The 17,918-nt window shown below is 56.6% G+C and carries 18 protein-coding genes and 1 pseudogene; 10 read left to right on the top strand and 9 right to left on the bottom strand.

The window, feature by feature from the left end:
• Window positions 1-18: 18 nt before the first annotated feature.
• The 7 genes from bamA to BN873_RS13605 all read left to right on the top strand — a co-directional run bounded on the left by bamA (window position 19) and on the right by BN873_RS13605 (window position 6,763).
• Window positions 19-2,307, top strand: coding sequence for an outer membrane protein assembly factor BamA (bamA, locus tag BN873_RS13635; protein ID WP_048674606.1), 2,289 nt, complete (start codon window positions 19-21; stop codon window positions 2,305-2,307).
• Window positions 2,308-2,370: 63 nt separating this feature from the next.
• Complete coding sequence (locus tag BN873_RS13630) at window positions 2,371-2,877, top strand: OmpH/Skp family outer membrane protein (protein WP_071244229.1); 507 nt, start codon at window positions 2,371-2,373, stop codon at window positions 2,875-2,877.
• Between the two features lie 8 nt (window positions 2,878-2,885).
• On the top strand, window positions 2,886-3,917 hold the full coding sequence (gene lpxD / locus BN873_RS13625; RefSeq protein ID WP_048674603.1) for a UDP-3-O-(3-hydroxymyristoyl)glucosamine N-acyltransferase: 1,032 nt from the start codon (window positions 2,886-2,888) through the stop codon (window positions 3,915-3,917).
• A gap of 23 nt (window positions 3,918-3,940) precedes the next feature.
• Entirely contained in the window at window positions 3,941-4,381 is a 441-nt protein-coding gene (fabZ, locus tag BN873_RS13620; RefSeq protein WP_048674601.1) for a 3-hydroxyacyl-ACP dehydratase FabZ, read from the top strand.
• Window positions 4,378-5,151 (top strand): acyl-ACP--UDP-N-acetylglucosamine O-acyltransferase, encoded by a 774-nt coding sequence (gene lpxA / locus BN873_RS13615; RefSeq protein WP_048674599.1) that lies wholly within the window; start codon window positions 4,378-4,380, stop codon window positions 5,149-5,151. The genes fabZ and lpxA overlap by 4 nt, the downstream gene beginning before the upstream one ends.
• Before the next feature lie 13 nt (window positions 5,152-5,164).
• Window positions 5,165-6,325 carry a lipid-A-disaccharide synthase gene (gene lpxB, locus BN873_RS13610; protein WP_048674597.1) on the top strand — a complete coding sequence of 387 codons (1,161 nt, stop codon included), beginning with the start codon at window positions 5,165-5,167 and terminating at the stop codon, window positions 6,323-6,325.
• A gap of 96 nt (window positions 6,326-6,421) precedes the next feature.
• The gene (locus tag BN873_RS13605; protein ID WP_053085365.1) at window positions 6,422-6,763 is read left to right on the top strand and encodes a DUF2782 domain-containing protein; all 342 of its coding nucleotides are present in this window, start codon (window positions 6,422-6,424) and stop codon (window positions 6,761-6,763) included.
• Window positions 6,764-6,780: 17 nt separating this feature from the next.
• Here BN873_RS13605 and BN873_RS20465 read toward each other — a convergent pair whose 3' ends face one another.
• The gene (locus BN873_RS20465) at window positions 6,781-6,954 is read right to left on the bottom strand and encodes a hypothetical protein (protein WP_171820483.1); all 174 of its coding nucleotides are present in this window, start codon (window positions 6,952-6,954) and stop codon (window positions 6,781-6,783) included.
• Window positions 6,955-7,023: 69 nt separating this feature from the next.
• Window positions 7,024-8,223: an RtcB family protein gene (locus tag BN873_RS13600; RefSeq protein WP_048674594.1), complete on the bottom strand. Its 1,200-nt coding sequence runs from the start codon at window positions 8,221-8,223 to the stop codon at window positions 7,024-7,026.
• 411 nt (window positions 8,224-8,634) lie between these two features.
• Between BN873_RS13600 and BN873_RS13595 the strand changes: the two genes are divergently transcribed.
• Window positions 8,635-8,871, top strand: a complete 237-nt coding sequence (locus tag BN873_RS13595) for an antitoxin family protein (protein WP_048674591.1) — start codon at window positions 8,635-8,637, stop codon at window positions 8,869-8,871.
• A gap of 58 nt (window positions 8,872-8,929) precedes the next feature.
• Here the strand turns inward: BN873_RS13595 and BN873_RS13590 are convergent, their stop codons facing one another.
• Window positions 8,930-10,330: an FAD-binding oxidoreductase gene (locus BN873_RS13590; protein WP_082161298.1), complete on the bottom strand. Its 1,401-nt coding sequence runs from the start codon at window positions 10,328-10,330 to the stop codon at window positions 8,930-8,932.
• A 102-nt stretch (window positions 10,331-10,432) separates the two neighbouring features.
• Here BN873_RS13590 and serA point away from each other — a divergent pair, with 102 nt between their 5' ends.
• Window positions 10,433-11,671 carry a phosphoglycerate dehydrogenase gene (gene serA, locus BN873_RS13585; protein WP_048674756.1) on the top strand — a complete coding sequence of 413 codons (1,239 nt, stop codon included), beginning with the start codon at window positions 10,433-10,435 and terminating at the stop codon, window positions 11,669-11,671.
• 16 nt (window positions 11,672-11,687) lie between these two features.
• Entirely contained in the window at window positions 11,688-12,224 is a 537-nt protein-coding gene (locus BN873_RS13580; RefSeq protein ID WP_048674588.1) for a DUF2058 domain-containing protein, read from the top strand.
• A gap of 33 nt (window positions 12,225-12,257) precedes the next feature.
• Here BN873_RS13580 and BN873_RS21380 read toward each other — a convergent pair whose 3' ends face one another.
• The 6 genes and pseudogenes from BN873_RS21380 to glgX all read right to left on the bottom strand — a co-directional run bounded on the left by BN873_RS21380 (window position 12,258) and on the right by glgX (window position 17,829).
• Window positions 12,258-12,437: a hypothetical protein gene (locus BN873_RS21380; RefSeq protein ID WP_374727165.1), complete on the bottom strand. Its 180-nt coding sequence runs from the start codon at window positions 12,435-12,437 to the stop codon at window positions 12,258-12,260.
• 68 nt (window positions 12,438-12,505) lie between these two features.
• A pseudogene (locus BN873_RS21375) lies at window positions 12,506-12,619 on the bottom strand (DnaJ family domain-containing protein); the annotation flags it as partial.
• Between the two features lie 21 nt (window positions 12,620-12,640).
• Window positions 12,641-13,762 (bottom strand): sulfate/molybdate ABC transporter ATP-binding protein, encoded by a 1,122-nt coding sequence (locus tag BN873_RS13570; RefSeq protein WP_048674585.1) that lies wholly within the window; start codon window positions 13,760-13,762, stop codon window positions 12,641-12,643.
• The gene (gene cysW / locus BN873_RS13565) at window positions 13,759-14,631 is read right to left on the bottom strand and encodes a sulfate ABC transporter permease subunit CysW (RefSeq protein WP_048674582.1); all 873 of its coding nucleotides are present in this window, start codon (window positions 14,629-14,631) and stop codon (window positions 13,759-13,761) included. Before cysW ends, BN873_RS13570 begins: the two co-directional genes overlap by 4 nt.
• Window positions 14,632-14,652: 21 nt before the next feature.
• Window positions 14,653-15,486 carry a sulfate ABC transporter permease subunit CysT gene (cysT, locus tag BN873_RS13560; protein ID WP_048674579.1) on the bottom strand — a complete coding sequence of 278 codons (834 nt, stop codon included), beginning with the start codon at window positions 15,484-15,486 and terminating at the stop codon, window positions 14,653-14,655.
• A gap of 201 nt (window positions 15,487-15,687) precedes the next feature.
• Window positions 15,688-17,829 carry a glycogen debranching protein GlgX gene (gene glgX / locus BN873_RS13555; protein ID WP_048674576.1) on the bottom strand — a complete coding sequence of 714 codons (2,142 nt, stop codon included), beginning with the start codon at window positions 17,827-17,829 and terminating at the stop codon, window positions 15,688-15,690.
• Window positions 17,830-17,918: the final 89 nt, after the last annotated feature.

The raw sequence follows: 17,918 nt of genomic DNA, 5'->3' as shown, positions 1-17,918 counted from the left end.
TGGAGTGGCCGCTCGCTTATGAAAGCGTATCGTTATTTTCTGATTTTTCTCATGTTCTCGGCTGCCGTCTCTGGGGCGGAAGCCGCCGATTTTGTGGTTAAAGATATTCAGGTCGAAGGCCTACAACGCATCTCTGCCGGTACGGTTTTCAATTATCTGCCGGTGCAGGTAGGTTCCACCGTGTCCGAAAAGGACTATCCGGAACTGATCCGTGCACTGTTCAAAACCGGCTTTTTCGCCGATGTGAACCTGGAGCGCCGAGACAACGTGTTGGTGGTGACCGTCACCGAGCGGCCGGCCATCGCCGAAGTCAAAATCACCGGTAATAAAGACATCAGTACGGATGATCTCAAAAAAGCATTAACCGGTGTTGGCTTGGCGGAAGGTCGGGTATTTGATCGTTCTTTGCTTGACAAGGTGGAGCAGGAGCTACTCCAGCAATATTACAGCCGAGGTCGCTACGGTGTACGGATCAAAAGCGGGATGCAGGCGCTAGAGCGCAATCGGGTGGCTATTACCATCGATATCGCGGAAGGTGAAGTCGCCAGCATCAACCGAATCAACATTGTCGGCAACAAGGCATTCAGCGACAAACAGTTGCTAAAGGAACTCCAGCTCTCCACGAGTGGCTGGTTTTCGTTCTTCACCAAGGATGACCAATATTCCAAGCAGAAACTGGCGGCCGACCTGGAAACCTTGCGTTCATTTTATCTAGATCGGGGTTATCTGAAATTTAATGTGGAATCGACGCAAGTCTCCATCACCCCCGATAAGCAGGATGTCTACATCACCATCAACGTCAGCGAGGGTGAACCTTACATCCTGGACAATGCCCAATTGGCGGGCGAGTTTGGGGTCGTCCCGCAGGAAGATCTGCGCAAGCTCATCACTTTGGAAGCGGGGGAGACATTTTCTCGTGCCAAAATGACTGAGATCGCTAAGAAAATGGGCGACCGCCTGGGTGAGGAAGGTTATTCTTTCGCCAACATCAACACCGTCCCGCAGGTGGACGATGAGCATAAAAAGGTCGCCTTGACGTTTGTCGTCGATCCCGGCAAGCGGGTTTATGTGCGGCGCGTCAATTTTCAGGGTAACACCAAGACACAAGATGAAGTGCTGAGGCGAGAAGTGCGCCAAATGGAAGGTGGCTGGGTCTCAACCAAGGATCTCGACCGCTCCAAGACCCGTCTGCAACGCTTGGATTATCTGGAAAGCGTCAACGTCGAAATGCCCGCCGTGCCGGGGACTAACGATCAGGTAGACGTGAACTACACGATTGTTGAACGCTCCTCCAACAGTTTGATGTTTGGCATTGGTTACGGCCAGGAATCGGGCTTGTTGCTCAATGCCAGCCTTACCCAGAACAACTTTTTGGGAACCGGCAATCAGTTGGGTATCGTCTTCAACAACAGCGACATCGGCCAAAACTACAACATTTCCTTCAACAATCCTTATTATACGCTGGACGGCGTTAGTCTTGGGTTCCGCCTGTACTACCGGGATATCGAAAGCTCCAAGTTGAATACGGCCAATTACATTCAAAATGTCTTCGGTGGCCAGGTCACTTTTGGATTCCCACTCAACGAATTCGATACCCTGCGCTTAAGCCCCGGCTATGAGCATATCTGGATTGATACCACTAAAGATACGCCCACTGAAATCCTTGATTATCTTGCGCGCAACGGCGATAGCTACGACCAATTCAAATTGGATGCGAGTTGGGCGCATGATACCCGCGACCGGGCACTGTTCCCGACTAGCGGTGGTTTGAGCCAGGTTGCGGCTGAAATCGCCTTGCCGGGCAGCACGGCTGAGTACTATAAGTTGAATTATCGGGGCATCGTTTATTTCCCCTTCACTCGTTGGTTGACTTGGTCAGTGGGCGGTGAGATTGGGTACGGCGATGGTTACGGTAACACTGACGGTGTGCCTTTCTTCGAGAATTTCTACGCGGGTGGCTTGCGCTCGGTACGTGGTTATAAGGCCAATACCTTGGGGCCGCGCTACAGCAATGATGAACCGAGTGGCGGCGTATTCAAGACGGTGGCGAGTACGCAATTCATCTTGCCGGTCCCGTTCATCGAGAAGGCAGAAAATGTCCGTGTGGCGACCTTTTTCGATATCGGTAATGTCTTTGGGAGCGTTGATGCCTTTGATGTCAGCGAATTGCGCTACTCGGCCGGCTTAGCCGGCATTTGGGTGTCTCCGTTTGGGCCTATCGTGCTCAGTGTCGCTGCGCCGCTTAACGCAAAATCCGGCGATAAAAAGGAATATTTCCAGTTTTCTTTCGGTATACCGTTCAATTAATGGCGGTCTTGTGAGATCGTTTCCGGTAGTTTGTTTGCAGTTTCGTCCGTGGAGGTAGGTAAATTGAAGCTTTTTAAGACATGGTTGATCGCGGCCGCTCTGGCCGCACCGTTTTCGGTGGTGCAGGCTGCCGAGGTCAAGATCGGTTTTGTAAGTATCGCTAAGATCTTGCAAAGCGCGCCACAAGCCGAGGCTGCCAGCAAGCGGCTCGAGCAGGAATTTGCCCCACGGCAGAAGGCGCTGGTCGAAGCCCAAAAATCCCTGCGGCGGCAAGAAGAGAAATTGTCCAAGGATGGCGCGGTGATGGGTGATAGCCAGCGGCGCAGCTTGGAGAGTGATATCCGCAATCAGGCGCGGGAGCTGAAGCGGACGGGAGATGAGTTCCGCGAAGATTTCAACCTGCGCCGCAACGAGGAGTTGGGTAAATTTCAGAAGCAGGTTTTGGAAGTCATCAACAATGTCGCCAAGGAAGAGGGGTTTGATCTGGTCGTCAATGATGGTGCGGCGTTGTACGCCAGCCCACAAGTGGATGTCACTGAAAAAGTGCTTAAGCGCTTGACCAGCAAATAAAGGCGATTATGGTCACGCTGGGCGAGATCGCCGCCGTAGCGAGCGCCCGTTTGCAAGGATGCGATGCCGCGACGGTCATCATCGGGGTAGCTCCTCTGCACCGAGCGGAACCGGGGCAGCTCAGCTTTATGACCCATCCCCGTTACCGCCCGTTCTTATCGGACACCCAAGCATCGGCGGTGATCTTGTCCACCGAGGATGCTGTGGATTGTCCGGCACCGGCGGTGGTAGCGGCTAACCCGCAAGTGGCTTACGCGCGGGTAGCCGCTTTGTTCGAGCCGCTTTGCCAGGTTAGGCCGGGTATCCATCCCACGGCCTGGATCGACCCGAGCGCTCAGGTGGCTCCCGATGCCTGGATTGGCCCTTACTGTGTGGTGGAAGCTGATGCGGTGATCGGAGCCGGTGTGTATCTCGGCCCGCATTGTGTCGTCGGTGAGCGTGCTGAAATTGGCACACACAGCCGACTGGTTGCGCGGGTGACGCTCTGCCACCGGGTGAGATTAGGCCAGCGCGTCCTGGCGCATCCGGGTGCGGTGATCGGCAGCGATGGCTTTGGCCTGGCGCTTGATACTGGCGGTCGCTGGCTGAAAATTCCGCAGTTGGGTAGCGTGTTGATCGGCGATGATGTGGAAATCGGCGCCAATACCACGATTGATCGCGGTGCTTTAGAGGATACCGTGATTGAAGATGGGGTAAAGCTGGATAACCAGATTCAGGTTGCCCACAACGTGCGAATCGGCGCCCACAGTGCCTTGGCTGGCTGTGTCGGCATTGCTGGCAGTGCCCGTATTGGCCGCCATTGCATGTTGGGTGGTGGCGTCGGCATCGCGGGTCATCTTGAGATCACCGATGGTGTCCAGGTGACCGGAATGTCGTTGGTCACCCAATCGATCACTGAGCCGGGTACTTATTCGTCGGGTCTGGCTGTGGAGCCGAACCGGCTATGGAACAAGATCAGCGCTCGTTTGCGCCGGCTGGATGAGCTATTCCGCCGGCTGGCAATTCTGGAAAAAAAAATCAACCAAGACGGCTCTATTTGAGAGGGGATTACGCTTTGGAAACGATGGACATCAAGGAAATACTGGAATATCTGCCCCACCGTTATCCATTCCTGTTGATTGATCGGGTTTTGGCGCTTGATCCGGGGCGCTCCTTGACTGGTCTTAAAAATGTCAGTTTCAACGAACCCTATTTTTTGGGTCACTTTCCGCAGCGGCCGATCATGCCGGGTGTCCTAATCGTCGAGGCGTTGGCTCAGGCTACCGGGGTACTGGCGTTCAAGAGCGAAGGAGAGCGACCCGACCATCATTCCATGTATTACCTGGTCGGCGTCGATAATACCCGCTTCAAGCGGCCGGTCGAACCGGGCGATCAGTTGATCCTGGAAGTGCGGCTGGATCGCATCAAGCGCGGGATTGGCAAATTTATCTGTGAAGCCAAGGTTGACGGTCAGTTGGCCGCCTCGGCAGATTTGATGTGTGCCAAGCGGGAAATCGACCTGTGATTGATCCGCGCGCCGTGGTCGATCCGGCTGCCCAACTGGCGCCGGATGTGACCGTGGGGCCGTTTTCGGTGATCGGGCCGGGTGTGGAAATCGGCGCCGGAACCTGGATTGGCCCTCATGTCGTGATCCAAGGGCCGACCCGGATTGGTTGTGACAACCGGATTTTTCAATTTGCCTCTCTTGGCGAAATGCCGCAAGACAAAAAATACGGGGGCGAGCCAACGCGCTTGGAAATCGGCGACCGCAACACCATCCGCGAATTTGTCACCATCAATCGCGGCACGGCACAAGATGCTGGTTTAACCTGTCTGGGCGATGATAACTGGATCATGGCCTATGTCCATATCGCCCATGATTGCGTGGTGGGTAACCGGACCATTTTCGCCAATGGCGCGTCATTGGCCGGGCATGTCCATATTGCCGATGATGTGGTGTTGGGGGGATTTGCCTTGGTGTATCAATTTACTCGCCTGGGCGTCCACAGCTTTTGTGGTTTCGCCTGTGGGGTAAACCGTGATGTACCGCCTTATGTCACGGTGGCCGGTTACCGCGCTGAACCTTACGGTATCAATGCCGAGGGCTTGCGGCGCCGCAATTTTTCCGATGAGGAAATTCAAGCGATTCGGCGGGCTTACAAGGCCATTTATCGGGCTAATCTGCGGCTGGAGGAAGCGGTTGAGAAAGTTCGGGAGATGGCAGTGGATTGGCCGGGATTGAGTATTTTGGCCGATTTCCTGGTGGCGCCGTCCCGCAACGGCATTGTCCGTTAACTCTGCATCTATCATGCACATCGCTCTGGTCGCGGGCGAACCGTCGGGCGACTTGTTAGGTAGCGGCCTCATCGCCGCCTTGAAACAGCGCTATCCACACGCGCGCTTCAGCGGGATTGGTGGTGCTGGCATGGTGGAGCAGGGACTGTACACCTGGGTTCCGCTGGAACGATTGGCGGTGATGGGGTTGGTGGAGGTGCTGCGCCATCTGCCTGAATTATCTAAAATTCGGCAGCAGCTTTATCAACAGTACAGCGCCGATCCGCCGGATGTCTTCATTGGTATCGACGCACCGGATTTCAATCTGGGTTTGGAACAGCGGCTGCGCGCTCGCGGTATCCCGACCGTCCATTATGTCAGCCCTTCGGTATGGGCGTGGCGGCCGTGGCGGGTGCATAAAATCGCCCGTGCCGCAAACCTGGTGCTGACGCTACTGCCATTTGAAGCCACCTTCTACGAAAAGCACGCTATTCCGGTGAGTTATGTCGGCCATCCCTTAGCTGATTTGATTCCGTTGCAATCCGATCCAGCGGCGGCACGGCGGTCGTTGGACGTTGGGTGTGCCACCGCTGGCCTTATTGTCGCCTTACTGCCCGGTAGCCGGCTGGGGGAGGTGAAGCGCTTGGGCACCTTATTTTTGGATACCGCGCGCTGGCTGGCGGTTCAACGACCTGATCTGTCCTTTTTGCTGCCAGCGGCTACGCCGCAACTCTATGAGTTTTTGACTCATTTGCAGGCTGAGCGCGCGCCAGCTCTACCACTGACTGTGGTACGGGGACGCGCGCGTGAGGTGATGGCGGCGGCTGATGCGGTGTTGCTGGCGTCAGGTACCGCTACGTTGGAAGCGATGCTATTGAAGCGGCCGATGGTGGTGGCGTATCAGGTTGCACCGCTAACGGCATGGCTCGCCCGCCGTTTGGTGACCGTGGCTCACTTTTCACTACCCAATCTGCTGGCGGGTAAGGAGCTGGTGCCGGAGTTTTTTCAAGAAGCGGCCACGGTGATGGCGCTGGGGCCGGCGGTCTTGCATGCTTTGAACGATGTCGGTGCCCGGCAGATGCTGATGGCGGAGTTTACAGCGTTGCATCTTGCGTTGCGCCGCGATGCCGATCAGCAAGCGGCCCAGGCCATCGCCAACCTGGTGGAAACGTCATCGCAACCAGATGCTCTCTGACTGGACAAATCGCCTCAACCGGGAAATGATTGAGATGAGCACACCATTGCGGCTGTACTCGGTCATCGTTCTGCCAACTCTTTTCAAGGAATTATCATGCGTTTGCGGGTGTTATTGCCGCTATTGCTGTTAGCAAGCGTGAGTCTGGCGCAGGAAACTACCGAACCTGCCGGCTTGGAACCCATTCCCGATGGGTCACCCGGTGCTCGTCAGGGCTACAATCAACCAGTCCCGGAAGTGACGATCCGCCAGCGTGGTGACCGGAGCAGCATTGAGGAATACCGGGCTGGGGGAATCCTTTACATGATTAAGGTCGTGCCAACCAAGGGAATTCCGTACTATCTGGTGGATACGGATGGGGACGGTAGCCTGGAGACTCGCTATAACCGCTTACAAGATGGGCTGTTGATTCCAGCTTGGGTCTTGCTGCGCTGGTAGGGTGGTAAGCGCCGTGCTCAGTAGGCCGGCACCGGCTCCTGCCGGCACCGGGTGGAAGAAGCCTGCCAGGTGGCGGCTTCCTGTTTGACCTGGAGTCGGGCCTTGACCCGTTCCGCCGTTTTGGGTTTTTGGTGGGCGCCGCCTTTGCGCAGAATCGGTGCGGCGGCGACTGGATTCCGTCGTCGGTTCATCTTGCAAATCTCCTGAAACCCCCTCGCTGCCCTCTTGGCGCGAGGGGGTTATTGTCTGCTTAGCTTGAATCAGCCTTTCACGCAGACCACCTGTTTTAGGGTATGGACCACCTCGACCAGATCAGCCTGGTGGGCCATCACCTCATCAATATCCTTGTAAGCGCCGGGAATTTCGTCAAGCACCCCCGCATCCTTGCGGCATTCCACACCGGCGGTTTGGGCGATCAAATCCTGGGGGGCGAAGGTTTTCTTGGCCTTGCCTCGGCTTAACCGCCGACCGGCACCGTGTGAGCAAGAGCAAAACGATTGCGGCTCACCCTTGCCACGCACGATGTAGGATTTCGCGCCCATGCTGCCGGGGATGATACCCAACTCGCCTTCTCCAGCCCGGATCGCCCCTTTGCGGGTGACAAACACGGTTTCTTCGAAATGCCGCTCCACTGCCACGTAGTTGTGATGGCAGTTGATGGCTTCCCTGGTGAGCGTGAACGGCGGTAATTGCCGCCCCAACGCCTCCAGGATCAACCGCATCATCTCGCGGCGATTGGTCATCGCGTAATCTTGCGCCCAACTCACCGCTGCCACGTAATCATCGAAGTGTTCCGCACCTTCTTGCAAATAGGCGAGATCGCGGTCGGGCAGGTTGGCGAGGTGCTTCCCCATGTCCTTGCGCGCCAGATCGATGAAGTAACGACCGATAATGTTGCCGATGCCTCGGCTACCGGAGTGCAGCATCACCCATACGTCCTGGTTTTCATCCAGACACAGTTCGATGAAGTGATTACCACCACCGAGTGTACCGAGCTGTTGCGCCCAAATCCGCTCGACGTGTTTTTGCATCTTGAGAATACCGGGATGCTTACCGACGATACGGTCCAGCCCGCCATCCAGGGCGCGAACGGTCGAAGCGGGAACGCCGGGTTTATCGGTGTGCATGGCGAAACCGACCGGTACCGCCGCTTCGATGGCGGCCCTCACGGGCTTCAAGTTGTCCGGTAATTGGCCGGCTTTTAGGCTCAAGCGCACCGCGTTCATGCCGCAGCCGATATCGACGCCGACCGCCGCCGGAATGATGGCACCCTTGGTCGGGATGACCGCACCCACGGTGGCCCCGATGCCGACATGCACATCCGGCATTGCGGCAACGTGGCTGTGGATAAACGGCAGTTGGGCGATGTTGACCAACTGGGTCATCGCCTGCGGGTCTACATCGTCGGTATAGATTTTGACCGGTACCTTGGCCTTGGTGATGATTCGTTTAATAGGCATAACATCTGTTGCTCATGGTAATCACATAAAAATCCAGCTTCCCAATGCAAAAACCCTGGATGAGGTTGTCATCCAGGGTTTGCCGAAGAGGAGGAAGCAGGCTTGGAAGACAACTGTGCCTTCCGAATCGCCGGAAGGCTTAAGGGGTGGGGGATTGTGTTTTAAGCATGGGTTTACCTTCCGAGCGAGAGCTAAAATTGGCGCGAAATTATTCAGGCTTAAGCGTGAAAAGTCAAATCGGCAGCACCGGATGAATTTTTGAAGTGCGACTTGATAAGGTCGTCAAGCCGGGTAGGGTGGGCACTGCCCACCTTCATCATTCATCTGACGGCATTAAAGATGGCGGGCTGTGCCCGTCCTGCCGGCTGATGATACACTTCTCAATCATGTTCAATTTGTGAAGGTTGTGCCATGCAAACTCTTCATGCGATTTATGAAAATGGGGTTTTTCGCCCAACCGAAGCAGTGGATCTACCGGATGATTGTGAAGTTGAAATCAGGATTCAAGCTCGGCGGACGGTCATGGAACGTCCAACCTTGGCCCGTTTGGCAGCGCTAGGGCGTCGGTTTCCTGTCAATCCGGAACTGCCCGAAGATTTGGCGACGCACCACGACCACTATCTTTATGGTGTGACCAACAGGCTATGAGGCTCTGTTGAGGCATGAGCCAATTTGATCAGGTATGGTGGACGGGCCAACGTCCTGTTCAATCAAAAATCTTCCCCGGATTCATAATCCCATTCGGATCAAAAACCTGCTTGAGCGCTCGCAGATAGCCAACTTCAGTCGCATCACGGGTGTAATGCAGATAGGGCTTTTTGGTCAGGCCGACGCCGTGCTCAGCGGAAATACTGCCACCGTGGCGTTGTAGAGTAGCAAACAGATGTTCACTAACGGCTCCGCAGTTTTCGGCAAAGGTCGCCGTAGCCATTTCGGCGGGTTTGAGGATATTGATGTGCAGGTTGCCATCACCGATATGGCCATACCACAGTACCTCGAAATTCGGGTACTCCCGCGCCAGCAGATGATCGATTTCTTCAAGCAGCGCCGGAACGCGAGAAATCCGCACTGAAATATCATTCTTGTAAGGCTGATGCTCAGCAATCGATTCGCTAATATCTTCTCGCAACCGCCACAACTCTTTCGCCTGTTGCTCGCTCTGGCTGATAACCCCATCAACCAGCCAACCCTGTTCGGTGCAGTGCTCGAACAGTTGCAGGGCCTGATCGGTAAACCGACCAGCGGGGTTTTCGAACTCGGTCAATACGTAATAGGGGGTTGCGGTCTCGAAGGGGCGATGTAAGCCTTTCTTCAGAACATGACGCAGCGCTAGTTCCGAGAAAAACTCAAAGGCACTCAGTTCCAATGCACCGCGCAACACACCGTAGATGGCCATCAGGCCGTTCAGATCGGGTACGCCTAGCACCATCACGTTCGGTTCGTGCAGAGGTCGAGTGAGCTTCAGAGTGGCTTCGACGATGATGCCCAGGGTGCCTTCGCTGCCGATGAACAGATGGCGCAAATCATAACCGCTGGCATTTTTGATCAGCCCCCGGTTGAGATCGAGCAAATCGCCCCGTCCAGTAACAACCTTTAAGCCTGTCACCCAATCGCGGGTCAGCCCGTACCGCACCACCTTGATGCCACCAGCGTTGGTGGCGATGTTACCGCCGATGTGGCTGGAGCCGCGGGAGGCGAAATCGACCGGATAGGACAAGCCCTGCTCACGGGCGAAATTCTGTAAAGCCTCGGTGACCGTGCCTGCCTGGCAAGTGACGCTGCGATCCACCGCATCGAAATCCAGAATCCGGTTCATCCGCTCCAGGGAAACGACGAGTTCACCATGCGAAGCGACGGCGGCACCGCTTAAACCGGTACGACCACCGGAGGGCACCAACGCCAGGCGGTGGTCATTGGCGTAGCAGACCAGTTGCCGGACCTGTTCAATGGTGCCTGGCAGCACAACGGCCAGCGGGTTCGGCTGATACAGCCGGGTCCAGTCACGGCCATACAGCAGGGCGCTGTCCGCATCGGTGCGCAGAGATGCCGGTTCGATAAAGGCCCGGATGCCGTCGAGAAGGGCTGTGGTCTCGCTAGAGCTGTGCATGGTCATCGGCGTGGTGGCTTCGCAGGAAAAAGGATGGTTGCCGGCTCCGGCCGGAGAGATAATAACGGCTCTCATTCTATCATTGGCGAATTGGACCTACCCATGAGCAAGACCTCACTCGATAAGAGCAGGATCAAAATTCTGCTGCTGGAAGGCATCCACCCCAGTGCCGCAGCGGCTTTCGAGGCGGACGGTTACAGCGCCATCGAATCGCACCCCAAAGCCTTGCCCGAAGCGCGGCTGCTGGATGCGATCCACGATGCCTATATCGTTGGTATCCGCTCCGCTAGCCAGCTCACCGCCAACGTGTTCGAACACGCCCCCCGCCTGATGGGCGTTGGCTGCTTCTGTATCGGCACGAATCAAGTGGATTTGGCCGCCGCGCAGGATCGGGGTATTCCGGTGTTTAATGCCCCGTTCTCCAATACCCGCAGTGTGGCCGAGCTGGTTCTGGCAGAAATTATTTTACTGTTGCGCGGTATTCCGCAACGCAGTGCGGCGGTGCGGCGGGGCGGCTGGGTTAAGACTGCGACCGGCTCGCATGAGGTGCGGGGCAAATGCCTCGGCATCGTTGGCTATGGCCATATCGGCACCCAAGTTGGCTTGTTGGCCGAGGGATTGGGGATGCAGGTGGTGTATTACGATATTGAGACCAAGCTAGCCCTGGGCAATGCGAAGGTGCTGCCCTCGCTGGATTCACTGCTGGAAATCGCTGATGTTGTGACGTTGCATGTACCAGAAACCCCGCAGACTTATCAGATGATCGGTGCCGAGCAATTGGCGCGCATGAAGCCGGGTAGCCACTTAATCAACGCCGCGCGCGGTACGGTGGTCGATATTGATGCCCTGGTGGCGGCGCTGGATTCGAAGCACCTGGCAGGTGCCGCGCTGGATGTATTTCCGGCTGAGCCAAAAGGTAATGACGAGGAATTTATTTCCCCGTTGCGCCGCTTCGACAATGTGCTGCTGACCCCACATGTGGGCGGCAGCACCGAGGAAGCGCAGCAAAATATTGGCCTGGAAGTGGCGAGTAAGCTGATTAAATACAGCAACAACGGTTCTACCCTGAGTTCGGTCAATTTCCCGGAAGTAGCTTTGCCGGAACATCCCGGCAAACATCGCCTGTTGCACATCCATCGCAATCAACCGGGTGTGTTATCGGAGTTAAACGCTATTTTTTCGGAACTGAGCATCAATGTGGCCAGCCAATATTTACAGACCAATCCCCGGATCGGCTATGTGGTGATGGATGTTGATACCGCCGGGCGGGTCGAAACACGATGGCTCAAAGAACGGCTGAGCCAGGTGGCCGGCACTATTCGAATCCGCATCCTGTACTGAGGCGAGGTGGGGAAGCATGTCGTTGCGCGATGAGTTGCTGAAAGCAGGGCTGGTGCCGTCGGATAAAGCTAAAAATCTTGAATCCGAAACCCGCAAGCGTGAGCATGAAACGAAAAAGAATAAGGCGCTCAGTGCCGAAGAGGCAGCGCGACAGGCGGAAGCCCGCCGGAAGGCTGAGGTCGAAGCGGCTCGCAAGCGTGAGCAAGATCGGCAATTGAATCTTAAACGCGAAGCGGAGAAGCACCGCCGCGAACAAGCCGCCCGCGCTCGCCAGTTGATCGACGGCCACCGGCTGAACGATCCGGCTGCCGAGTTGCCCTACAATTTTCAGGATGGCCGCTTCATCCGTTCCGTTCGGGTGACTCCAGCCCAACGCAAAGCACTGGCGATGGGTCGGATCGGGATTGTGCGCGGAGATCGTAGCCAATACGATTTTCCGCTGGTGCCTCGGGAAACCACCGTTAAGCTTGGCGAATTTGCCCCGGAGCGGGTGTTATTGCTCTATGACGAGAGCAGCGGCGACGAGGCCGAAGATGACTGGGGCGATTGGTGAGGGAGCGATGGCCCGGAGTCATCAAAGTGCTCATCAGCTCAATCGCCCCAGCAACCTCTCGCGGTAACGGTCTTCCAGCAGCAGGTTGATCGGTTGACGGCGGCTGGCGGCCAGGCGTAATTGCAGCAATTCCAGCCGTGCGCGTGCGCGACACCGTTCACCCTCCGGTAATTGCCCAAGCAACTGTTCGGCACCGCGGATTTCTTTGCGCAACTGTAATTCCGGGGGAGAAAACCGGCGTTTTTCAAAATCCGGTAAGCGACGCGCAACTCTTCGGGAATAGCCGAATCATCGTCCAACTGAAGCGGTTTGCCTTGGCCTGGCAGATCGCGTAACTCACCCTGGTCGATAGCGGCTTGAATCCGCGCTTCGGCGATCTGATCAAGCAGGTTCATGGGGTGATGGGGGTAGGAACGCTAGATACCGCCGCCGTCGCCGTGCCAGTGCATCGGAACCGATGCCTCGGTTGCGGCCTCTTCTTGCAGAAATACGCGCAGGTGGCGGGGCTTGACGAACACTAAATCGCCGATTTGCAGCGGGTCGGCTGCAAAGCGCTCGCGCGTCATTTCCACTTCGGCGATTTCGCCATCGGACGTTTGCCGCAGTTCCAGGCGGACCAAGGAGCCGAGAATGGCAATCCGGTTCACTGTCGCCGGTAGAGTGCTGTCGCTATCCTCCGGTTCGCGCAGCAGATCAATGTCATGTGGCCGGACATAGGCCATGGCGGGTGCATGTTGGGCATCCTGATATTCGGGGGCCTGTACTCGTAAACCGCCCAGCCGCACCCACCCGGAATGGGCGCGACCATGAAATAGATTAATGTTGCCGAGAAACTGGTAGACAAAGGGGGTGGCCGGCGTGTCGTAGACGGCTTCCGGTGTGCCGATTTGCTCAATCCGCCCGTGATTCATCACCACGATTTGGTCGGATACCTCCAGCGCTTCTTCCTGATCGTGGGTGACAAATACGCTGGTGACATGGATCTCATCATGCAAGCGCCGCAGCCAACGGCGCAATTCTTTACGCACTTTGGTGTCGAGCGCACCGAAGGGTTCATCCAGCAGCAGGACTTGTGGTTCGACCGCCAGTGCGCGGGCCAGCGCGATGCGCTGGCGCTGGCCACCGGAGAGCTGTGAGGGATAGCGCTCCGCCAGCCATTCCAACTGGATCAGTGCCAATAACTCATGCACCTTGGCGCGGATTTGCGTTTCGCTCGGTCGTTGTTTGCGCGGCCGTACCCGCAAACCAAACGCGATGTTCTCGAACACCGTCATGTGTTGAAACAGGGCGTAATGCTGAAACACGAAACCAACCCGCCGCTCACGGACGTGTCGGCTGCCGGTTTCTTGACCGTCAAACCAAATACTGCCTTGGTCAGCGGTTTCCAAACCAGCAATGATGCGCAACAACGTCGTTTTGCCACACCCCGATGGTCCCAGCAAGGCCACCAATTGGCCAGCGGGGATTTTCAGGTCGATGTGATCAAGCGCGGTGAAATTACCGAACCGTTTGTAAAGCCCGCGAATGTCGATGCTCATGGGGTGTCCCCGCCCGCTGGCGGTCGCCGTTGTGAGAATGTGTAACGTTCGATGAAAGTTTTGATCCCAAGGATCGCCAGGGCAAGCAGCGTCAGCAGCGACGCACACGCGAAAGCGGCGGCAAACTGATATTCGTTATAGAGAATTTCAATGTGTAGCGGCAGGGTATTCGTCAAACCCCGAATATGGCCGGAGACCACCGACACCGCGCCGAACTCGCCCATGGCGCGAGCGGTGCACAGCACGACCCCGTACAGCAAGCCCCATTTGATGTTCGGTAGGGTGATGCGCCAAAACGTGGTCCAGCCGCTGGCACCGAGCACCAGCGCCGCTTCCTCTTCCTCGGTGCCCTGTGCCTGCATTAGAGGAATCAGTTCACGGGCGATGAAAGGGACGGTAACGAACACCGTGGCCAGGACGATGCCAGGGACGGCGAAGATGATCTTGATATCGTGCTGTGTCAGGGCAGGTCCCAACCAGCCGTGTGCCCCAAACAGCAGCACGTAGATCAAGCCGGCAATGACCGGCGAAACCGCGAACGGTAAATCGATCAAGGTGATCAGCAGGCTTTTGCCGCGAAATTCGAACTTGGTGATGGCCCAGGCCGCCGCCACTCCGAACAGCATGTTCAAAGGAACGGCACAAACGGCGCTTAGCAGGGTCAGCCGAATCGCGGATAGTGCATACGGATCGGTGATCGCTGCCAGATAAACCCCCATACCCTTGCGCAGGGCCTCATAGAAAACGGCGACCAGCGGCACAAAGAGAAATAAAGTCAGAAAGGTCAGAGCGACACCGACCAGCAGCCCTTGAATGAGGGGCGGTTCACTGGCGGCCGTGCGGTGGTGTTGGTGGATGGGGCCACTCATGGCATTTTTCAGGTCCGATTTTCAAGCCTGCCGTGATCGGTTCCAGCGTTGCAGCAGATTGATCAGGAGTAACAGGATAAAGGAGAGTATCAGCATGACTACGGAAACCGCCGCCGCGCCCTTGTAGTCGTATTGCTCCAGCTTGCTGACGATCAGCAGCGGAGTGATTTCGGAAACCATCGGTAGGTTGCCGGCAATAAAGATGACGGAACCGTATTCGCCGATGGCGCGGGCGAAGGCGAGGGTAAAGCCGGTCAACAGCGCCGGTCGAATCGCTGGGAAGATGACCCGCTGGAAAATTTGCCAGCGATCCGCGCCAAGACTGGCCGCCGCTTCTTCAACTTCAGCTTCCAAATCTTCCAGGACCGGTTGCACGGTGCGCACCACGAACGGCAGGCTGATGAAGACCAGCGCCACGATGATTCCGGTTGGGGTGAAGGCGATCTTGATACCGAGCGGTTTGAGAAATTGGCCTAACCAACCGTTCCCGGCGTAGAGGGTCGTTAGGGTAATGCCAGCGACTGCGGTCGGTAGCGCAAACGGTAGGTCAACCAAGGCATCGACCAGGCGCTTGCCGGGAAAGTGATAACGGACCAGAACCCAAGCGACGATCAAGCCAAAACCGGTATTGATGGCGGCGGCCAGTAACGCGGCCCCGAACGTCAGCCGGTAAGAAGCCATGACTCGGGGAGCGGAGACGACGCTCCAAAATTCGCGCCAGCCCAACTGAAAGGCTTCCAGAAAAGCCATTGCCAGCGGAATCAGTACGATGAGGCAGAGATAAGCGACCGTGAACCCCAGTGTCAGGCCAAAGCCCGGTAGCACGCTCGGTTGCCTTAGCTGAGGAGGCATCATGGGGCGGATCTCGGTGCGTAGATGGCCAGCAGGCTCACAAGGTAAAACAGGGTTAAACGCACGGTGAGGACTCTGGGCGATAGGCGGTGGGCAAAGCGGTCGCGGCCGGCTGCTGGCAAGGCCGCGACTATAAAGCCAAGGCTAAAGAAGAAAAAGGACTATTTAATGATATTTATATAACCGATTACCAAAAGGCGGGCGTCAAGAGCCGCTCTCTCGCACCAAGGCAAAGACAATGACCGCTTGGCTCTCCATTTGCAGATCGGCGCCGGTGTCGATTAGCACCTCACCGGCTGCCAGGCGTGGTCGCGCGGTATCCAGCAAGCAACGCCAGTGCCGAGCGCCACTGACGCTGGGCATTCGGAAGGGTAGGGTACTAGATCCGGCGTTGAGGATGATAAGTAAGGTATCGTCGATTTCTGGATGACCGTCTTGGGTGAAGTACTCGCCCGCATCACCGGCGAGTAACATCCCAAAGCAGCGGGCTTTCGCTTCTTGCCAGTGACGATCCGCCAAAGCACCACCGCCGGGACTGATCCATTCAATGTCCCGCAAACCGGTGGTTTTTGAAATCTGCTTGCCGTGCAGAAATGTATAACGGCGCAGAACGGGATGCTCCCGACGGAGGTTGATCAGACGGCGGATGAAATCGAGAAATTCCGCTTCCTCTGGAGGCATGTGCCGCCAATCGATCCAGTTGATCTCGTTGTCCTGACAATAAGCATTGTTGTTGCCGCGCTGGCTGCGACCGAATTCATCACCGGCCAGCAGCATCGGCGTTCCCTGCGCAAGGATCAGGGTTGCCAGCATATTGCGGCGCTGACGCAAGCGAATTTGCTGGATCGCCGAGTCATTCGTCGGTCCCTCGATCCCATAGTTATTGCTGAAGTTCGATGGATGGCCGTCGCGGTTGTTTTCCCCGTTCGCCTCGTTGTGGCGGTCGTTGTAGCTGACCAGATCGGCGAGGGTGAAGCCGTCGTGGCTGGCCACATAGTTGATGGTGGTCCAGGGGCGTCGGCAATCATGCTCGAACAAGTCGCTGGAGGCTAACAGATTGGGCGCCAGCCGTGGCAGCATGGCATCGTCACCACGCCAGAATCGGCGGGTAGTGTCGCGGAAACGGTCGTTCCACTCGGCGGTGCCGGCGGGAAAGCCGCCGAGCTGATAACCGCCAGGGCCAATATCCCAGGGTTCGGCGATGACTTTGACGCGCGCGAGGGCGGGGTCTTGGCGAATGGCATCGAAGAATCCGCCCTGCCGGTCATAACCATACTCCTCACGGCCGAGGGTGACGGCCAGATCGAAGCGGAAACCATCGACATGCATTTCATTGACCCAGTAGCGCAGGCTATCCATCACCATTTGCAAAACCCGTGGATGGGCGATGTTGAGGGTGTTGCCGCAACCGGTGTCGTTGATGTAATGGCGACGGCTGCCGGGATGGAGTCGATAGTAGGAGGCGTTATCGATACCGCGGAAGCTGAGCGTCGGCCCCAATTCGTTGCCTTCAGCCGTATGGTTGTACACCACATCCAGCAGCACTTCGATACCGGCATCGTGCAGGCGTTTAACCATGGTTTTGAATTCGGCTAAATCGCCACCGCTCAGATAACGAGGTTCCGGTGCGAAAAAGCACAGCGTGTTATAGCCCCAATAGTTGCGCAGGCCCCGATCCGTCAGGAAACGGTCATCGACGAAGGCATGAACCGGCATCAACTCCACGGAGGTGATGCCCAAAGCGCGCAGGTAGCTGATGATTTCGGGATGGGCAAAGCCAGCGAAGGTGCCACGCAAATGGTGAGGTAGGCCCTCGTGGCGAATGGTGTAGCCACGGACATGGGTTTCATAAATCAGTGTTTGGGACCAGGGAATTTCGGGCAGGCGATCCCCTTCCCAATTGAAGCTGGTGTCAACGACCACACATTTCAGCATTTCACGGGCATTGTCACGGGCATCGAACGACAAATCTGCGTTGGAGTGACCGACTTGATAGCCGCAGTGCTCATCGCGCAAATGCAACACGCCGTAGAATTGTTTGGCGTAGGGGTCAAGCAGCAGCTTGTGATGATTGAAGCGATGGCCGAGTTGTGGCTCATAAGGGCCGGACACCCGATAGCCATAGAGTGCGCCCGGCCACAGGCCAGGAACATAGCCATGCCAAATCTGATCGGTATTTTCATGCAGGGTAAGCCGCTCAATCTCTCGCTGGCCCGAGGAATCGAACAGGCATAATTCGACCTTTTCGGCATGGGCGGAGAAGAGCGCGAAATTGACACCCTTACCATCCCAAACCGCACCGAGCGGATACGATTTGCCTGGCCATACCCGAGCGCGCGATGACATGGTTTAACTCTCCTGATTTTGTTGAAGTGGAAATAAAACTATAGCGGATCGAATGCCTATCGGCGCTGAGGCATGGTATTTGAACACGA

The organism is Candidatus Competibacter denitrificans Run_A_D11 (genome assembly GCF_001051235.1).
GTDB classification, from domain to species: domain Bacteria; phylum Pseudomonadota; class Gammaproteobacteria; order Competibacterales; family Competibacteraceae; genus Competibacter_A; species Competibacter_A denitrificans.
This window is presented reverse-complemented; position numbering and strand designations above follow the sequence as displayed.

Excerpts from the sequence above, each read along its gene's own strand:
- bamA (WP_048674606.1), top strand. The coding sequence starts at position 19 with ATGAAAGCGTATCGTTATTTTCTGATTTTTCTCATGTTCTCGGCTGCC.
- cysT (WP_048674579.1), bottom strand. The coding sequence starts at position 15,486 with ATGATGCCTCCTCAGCTAAGGCAACCGAGCGTGCTACCGGGCTTTGGC.
- fabZ (WP_048674601.1), top strand. The coding sequence starts at position 3,941 with ATGGACATCAAGGAAATACTGGAATATCTGCCCCACCGTTATCCATTC.
- BN873_RS13605 (WP_053085365.1), top strand. The coding sequence starts at position 6,422 with ATGCGTTTGCGGGTGTTATTGCCGCTATTGCTGTTAGCAAGCGTGAGT.
- serA (WP_048674756.1), top strand. The coding sequence starts at position 10,433 with ATGAGCAAGACCTCACTCGATAAGAGCAGGATCAAAATTCTGCTGCTG.
- lpxB (WP_048674597.1), top strand. The coding sequence starts at position 5,165 with ATGCACATCGCTCTGGTCGCGGGCGAACCGTCGGGCGACTTGTTAGGT.
- BN873_RS13580 (WP_048674588.1), top strand. The coding sequence starts at position 11,688 with ATGTCGTTGCGCGATGAGTTGCTGAAAGCAGGGCTGGTGCCGTCGGAT.
- glgX (WP_048674576.1), bottom strand. The coding sequence starts at position 17,829 with ATGTCATCGCGCGCTCGGGTATGGCCAGGCAAATCGTATCCGCTCGGT.
- BN873_RS13590 (WP_082161298.1), bottom strand. The coding sequence starts at position 10,330 with ATGCACAGCTCTAGCGAGACCACAGCCCTTCTCGACGGCATCCGGGCC.
- BN873_RS13600 (WP_048674594.1), bottom strand. The coding sequence starts at position 8,223 with ATGCCTATTAAACGAATCATCACCAAGGCCAAGGTACCGGTCAAAATC.
- BN873_RS13570 (WP_048674585.1), bottom strand. The coding sequence starts at position 13,762 with ATGAGCATCGACATTCGCGGGCTTTACAAACGGTTCGGTAATTTCACC.
- BN873_RS13595 (WP_048674591.1), top strand. The coding sequence starts at position 8,635 with ATGCAAACTCTTCATGCGATTTATGAAAATGGGGTTTTTCGCCCAACC.
- BN873_RS20465 (WP_171820483.1), bottom strand. The coding sequence starts at position 6,954 with ATGAACCGACGACGGAATCCAGTCGCCGCCGCACCGATTCTGCGCAAA.
- cysW (WP_048674582.1), bottom strand. The coding sequence starts at position 14,631 with ATGAGTGGCCCCATCCACCAACACCACCGCACGGCCGCCAGTGAACCG.
- lpxD (WP_048674603.1), top strand. The coding sequence starts at position 2,886 with ATGGTCACGCTGGGCGAGATCGCCGCCGTAGCGAGCGCCCGTTTGCAA.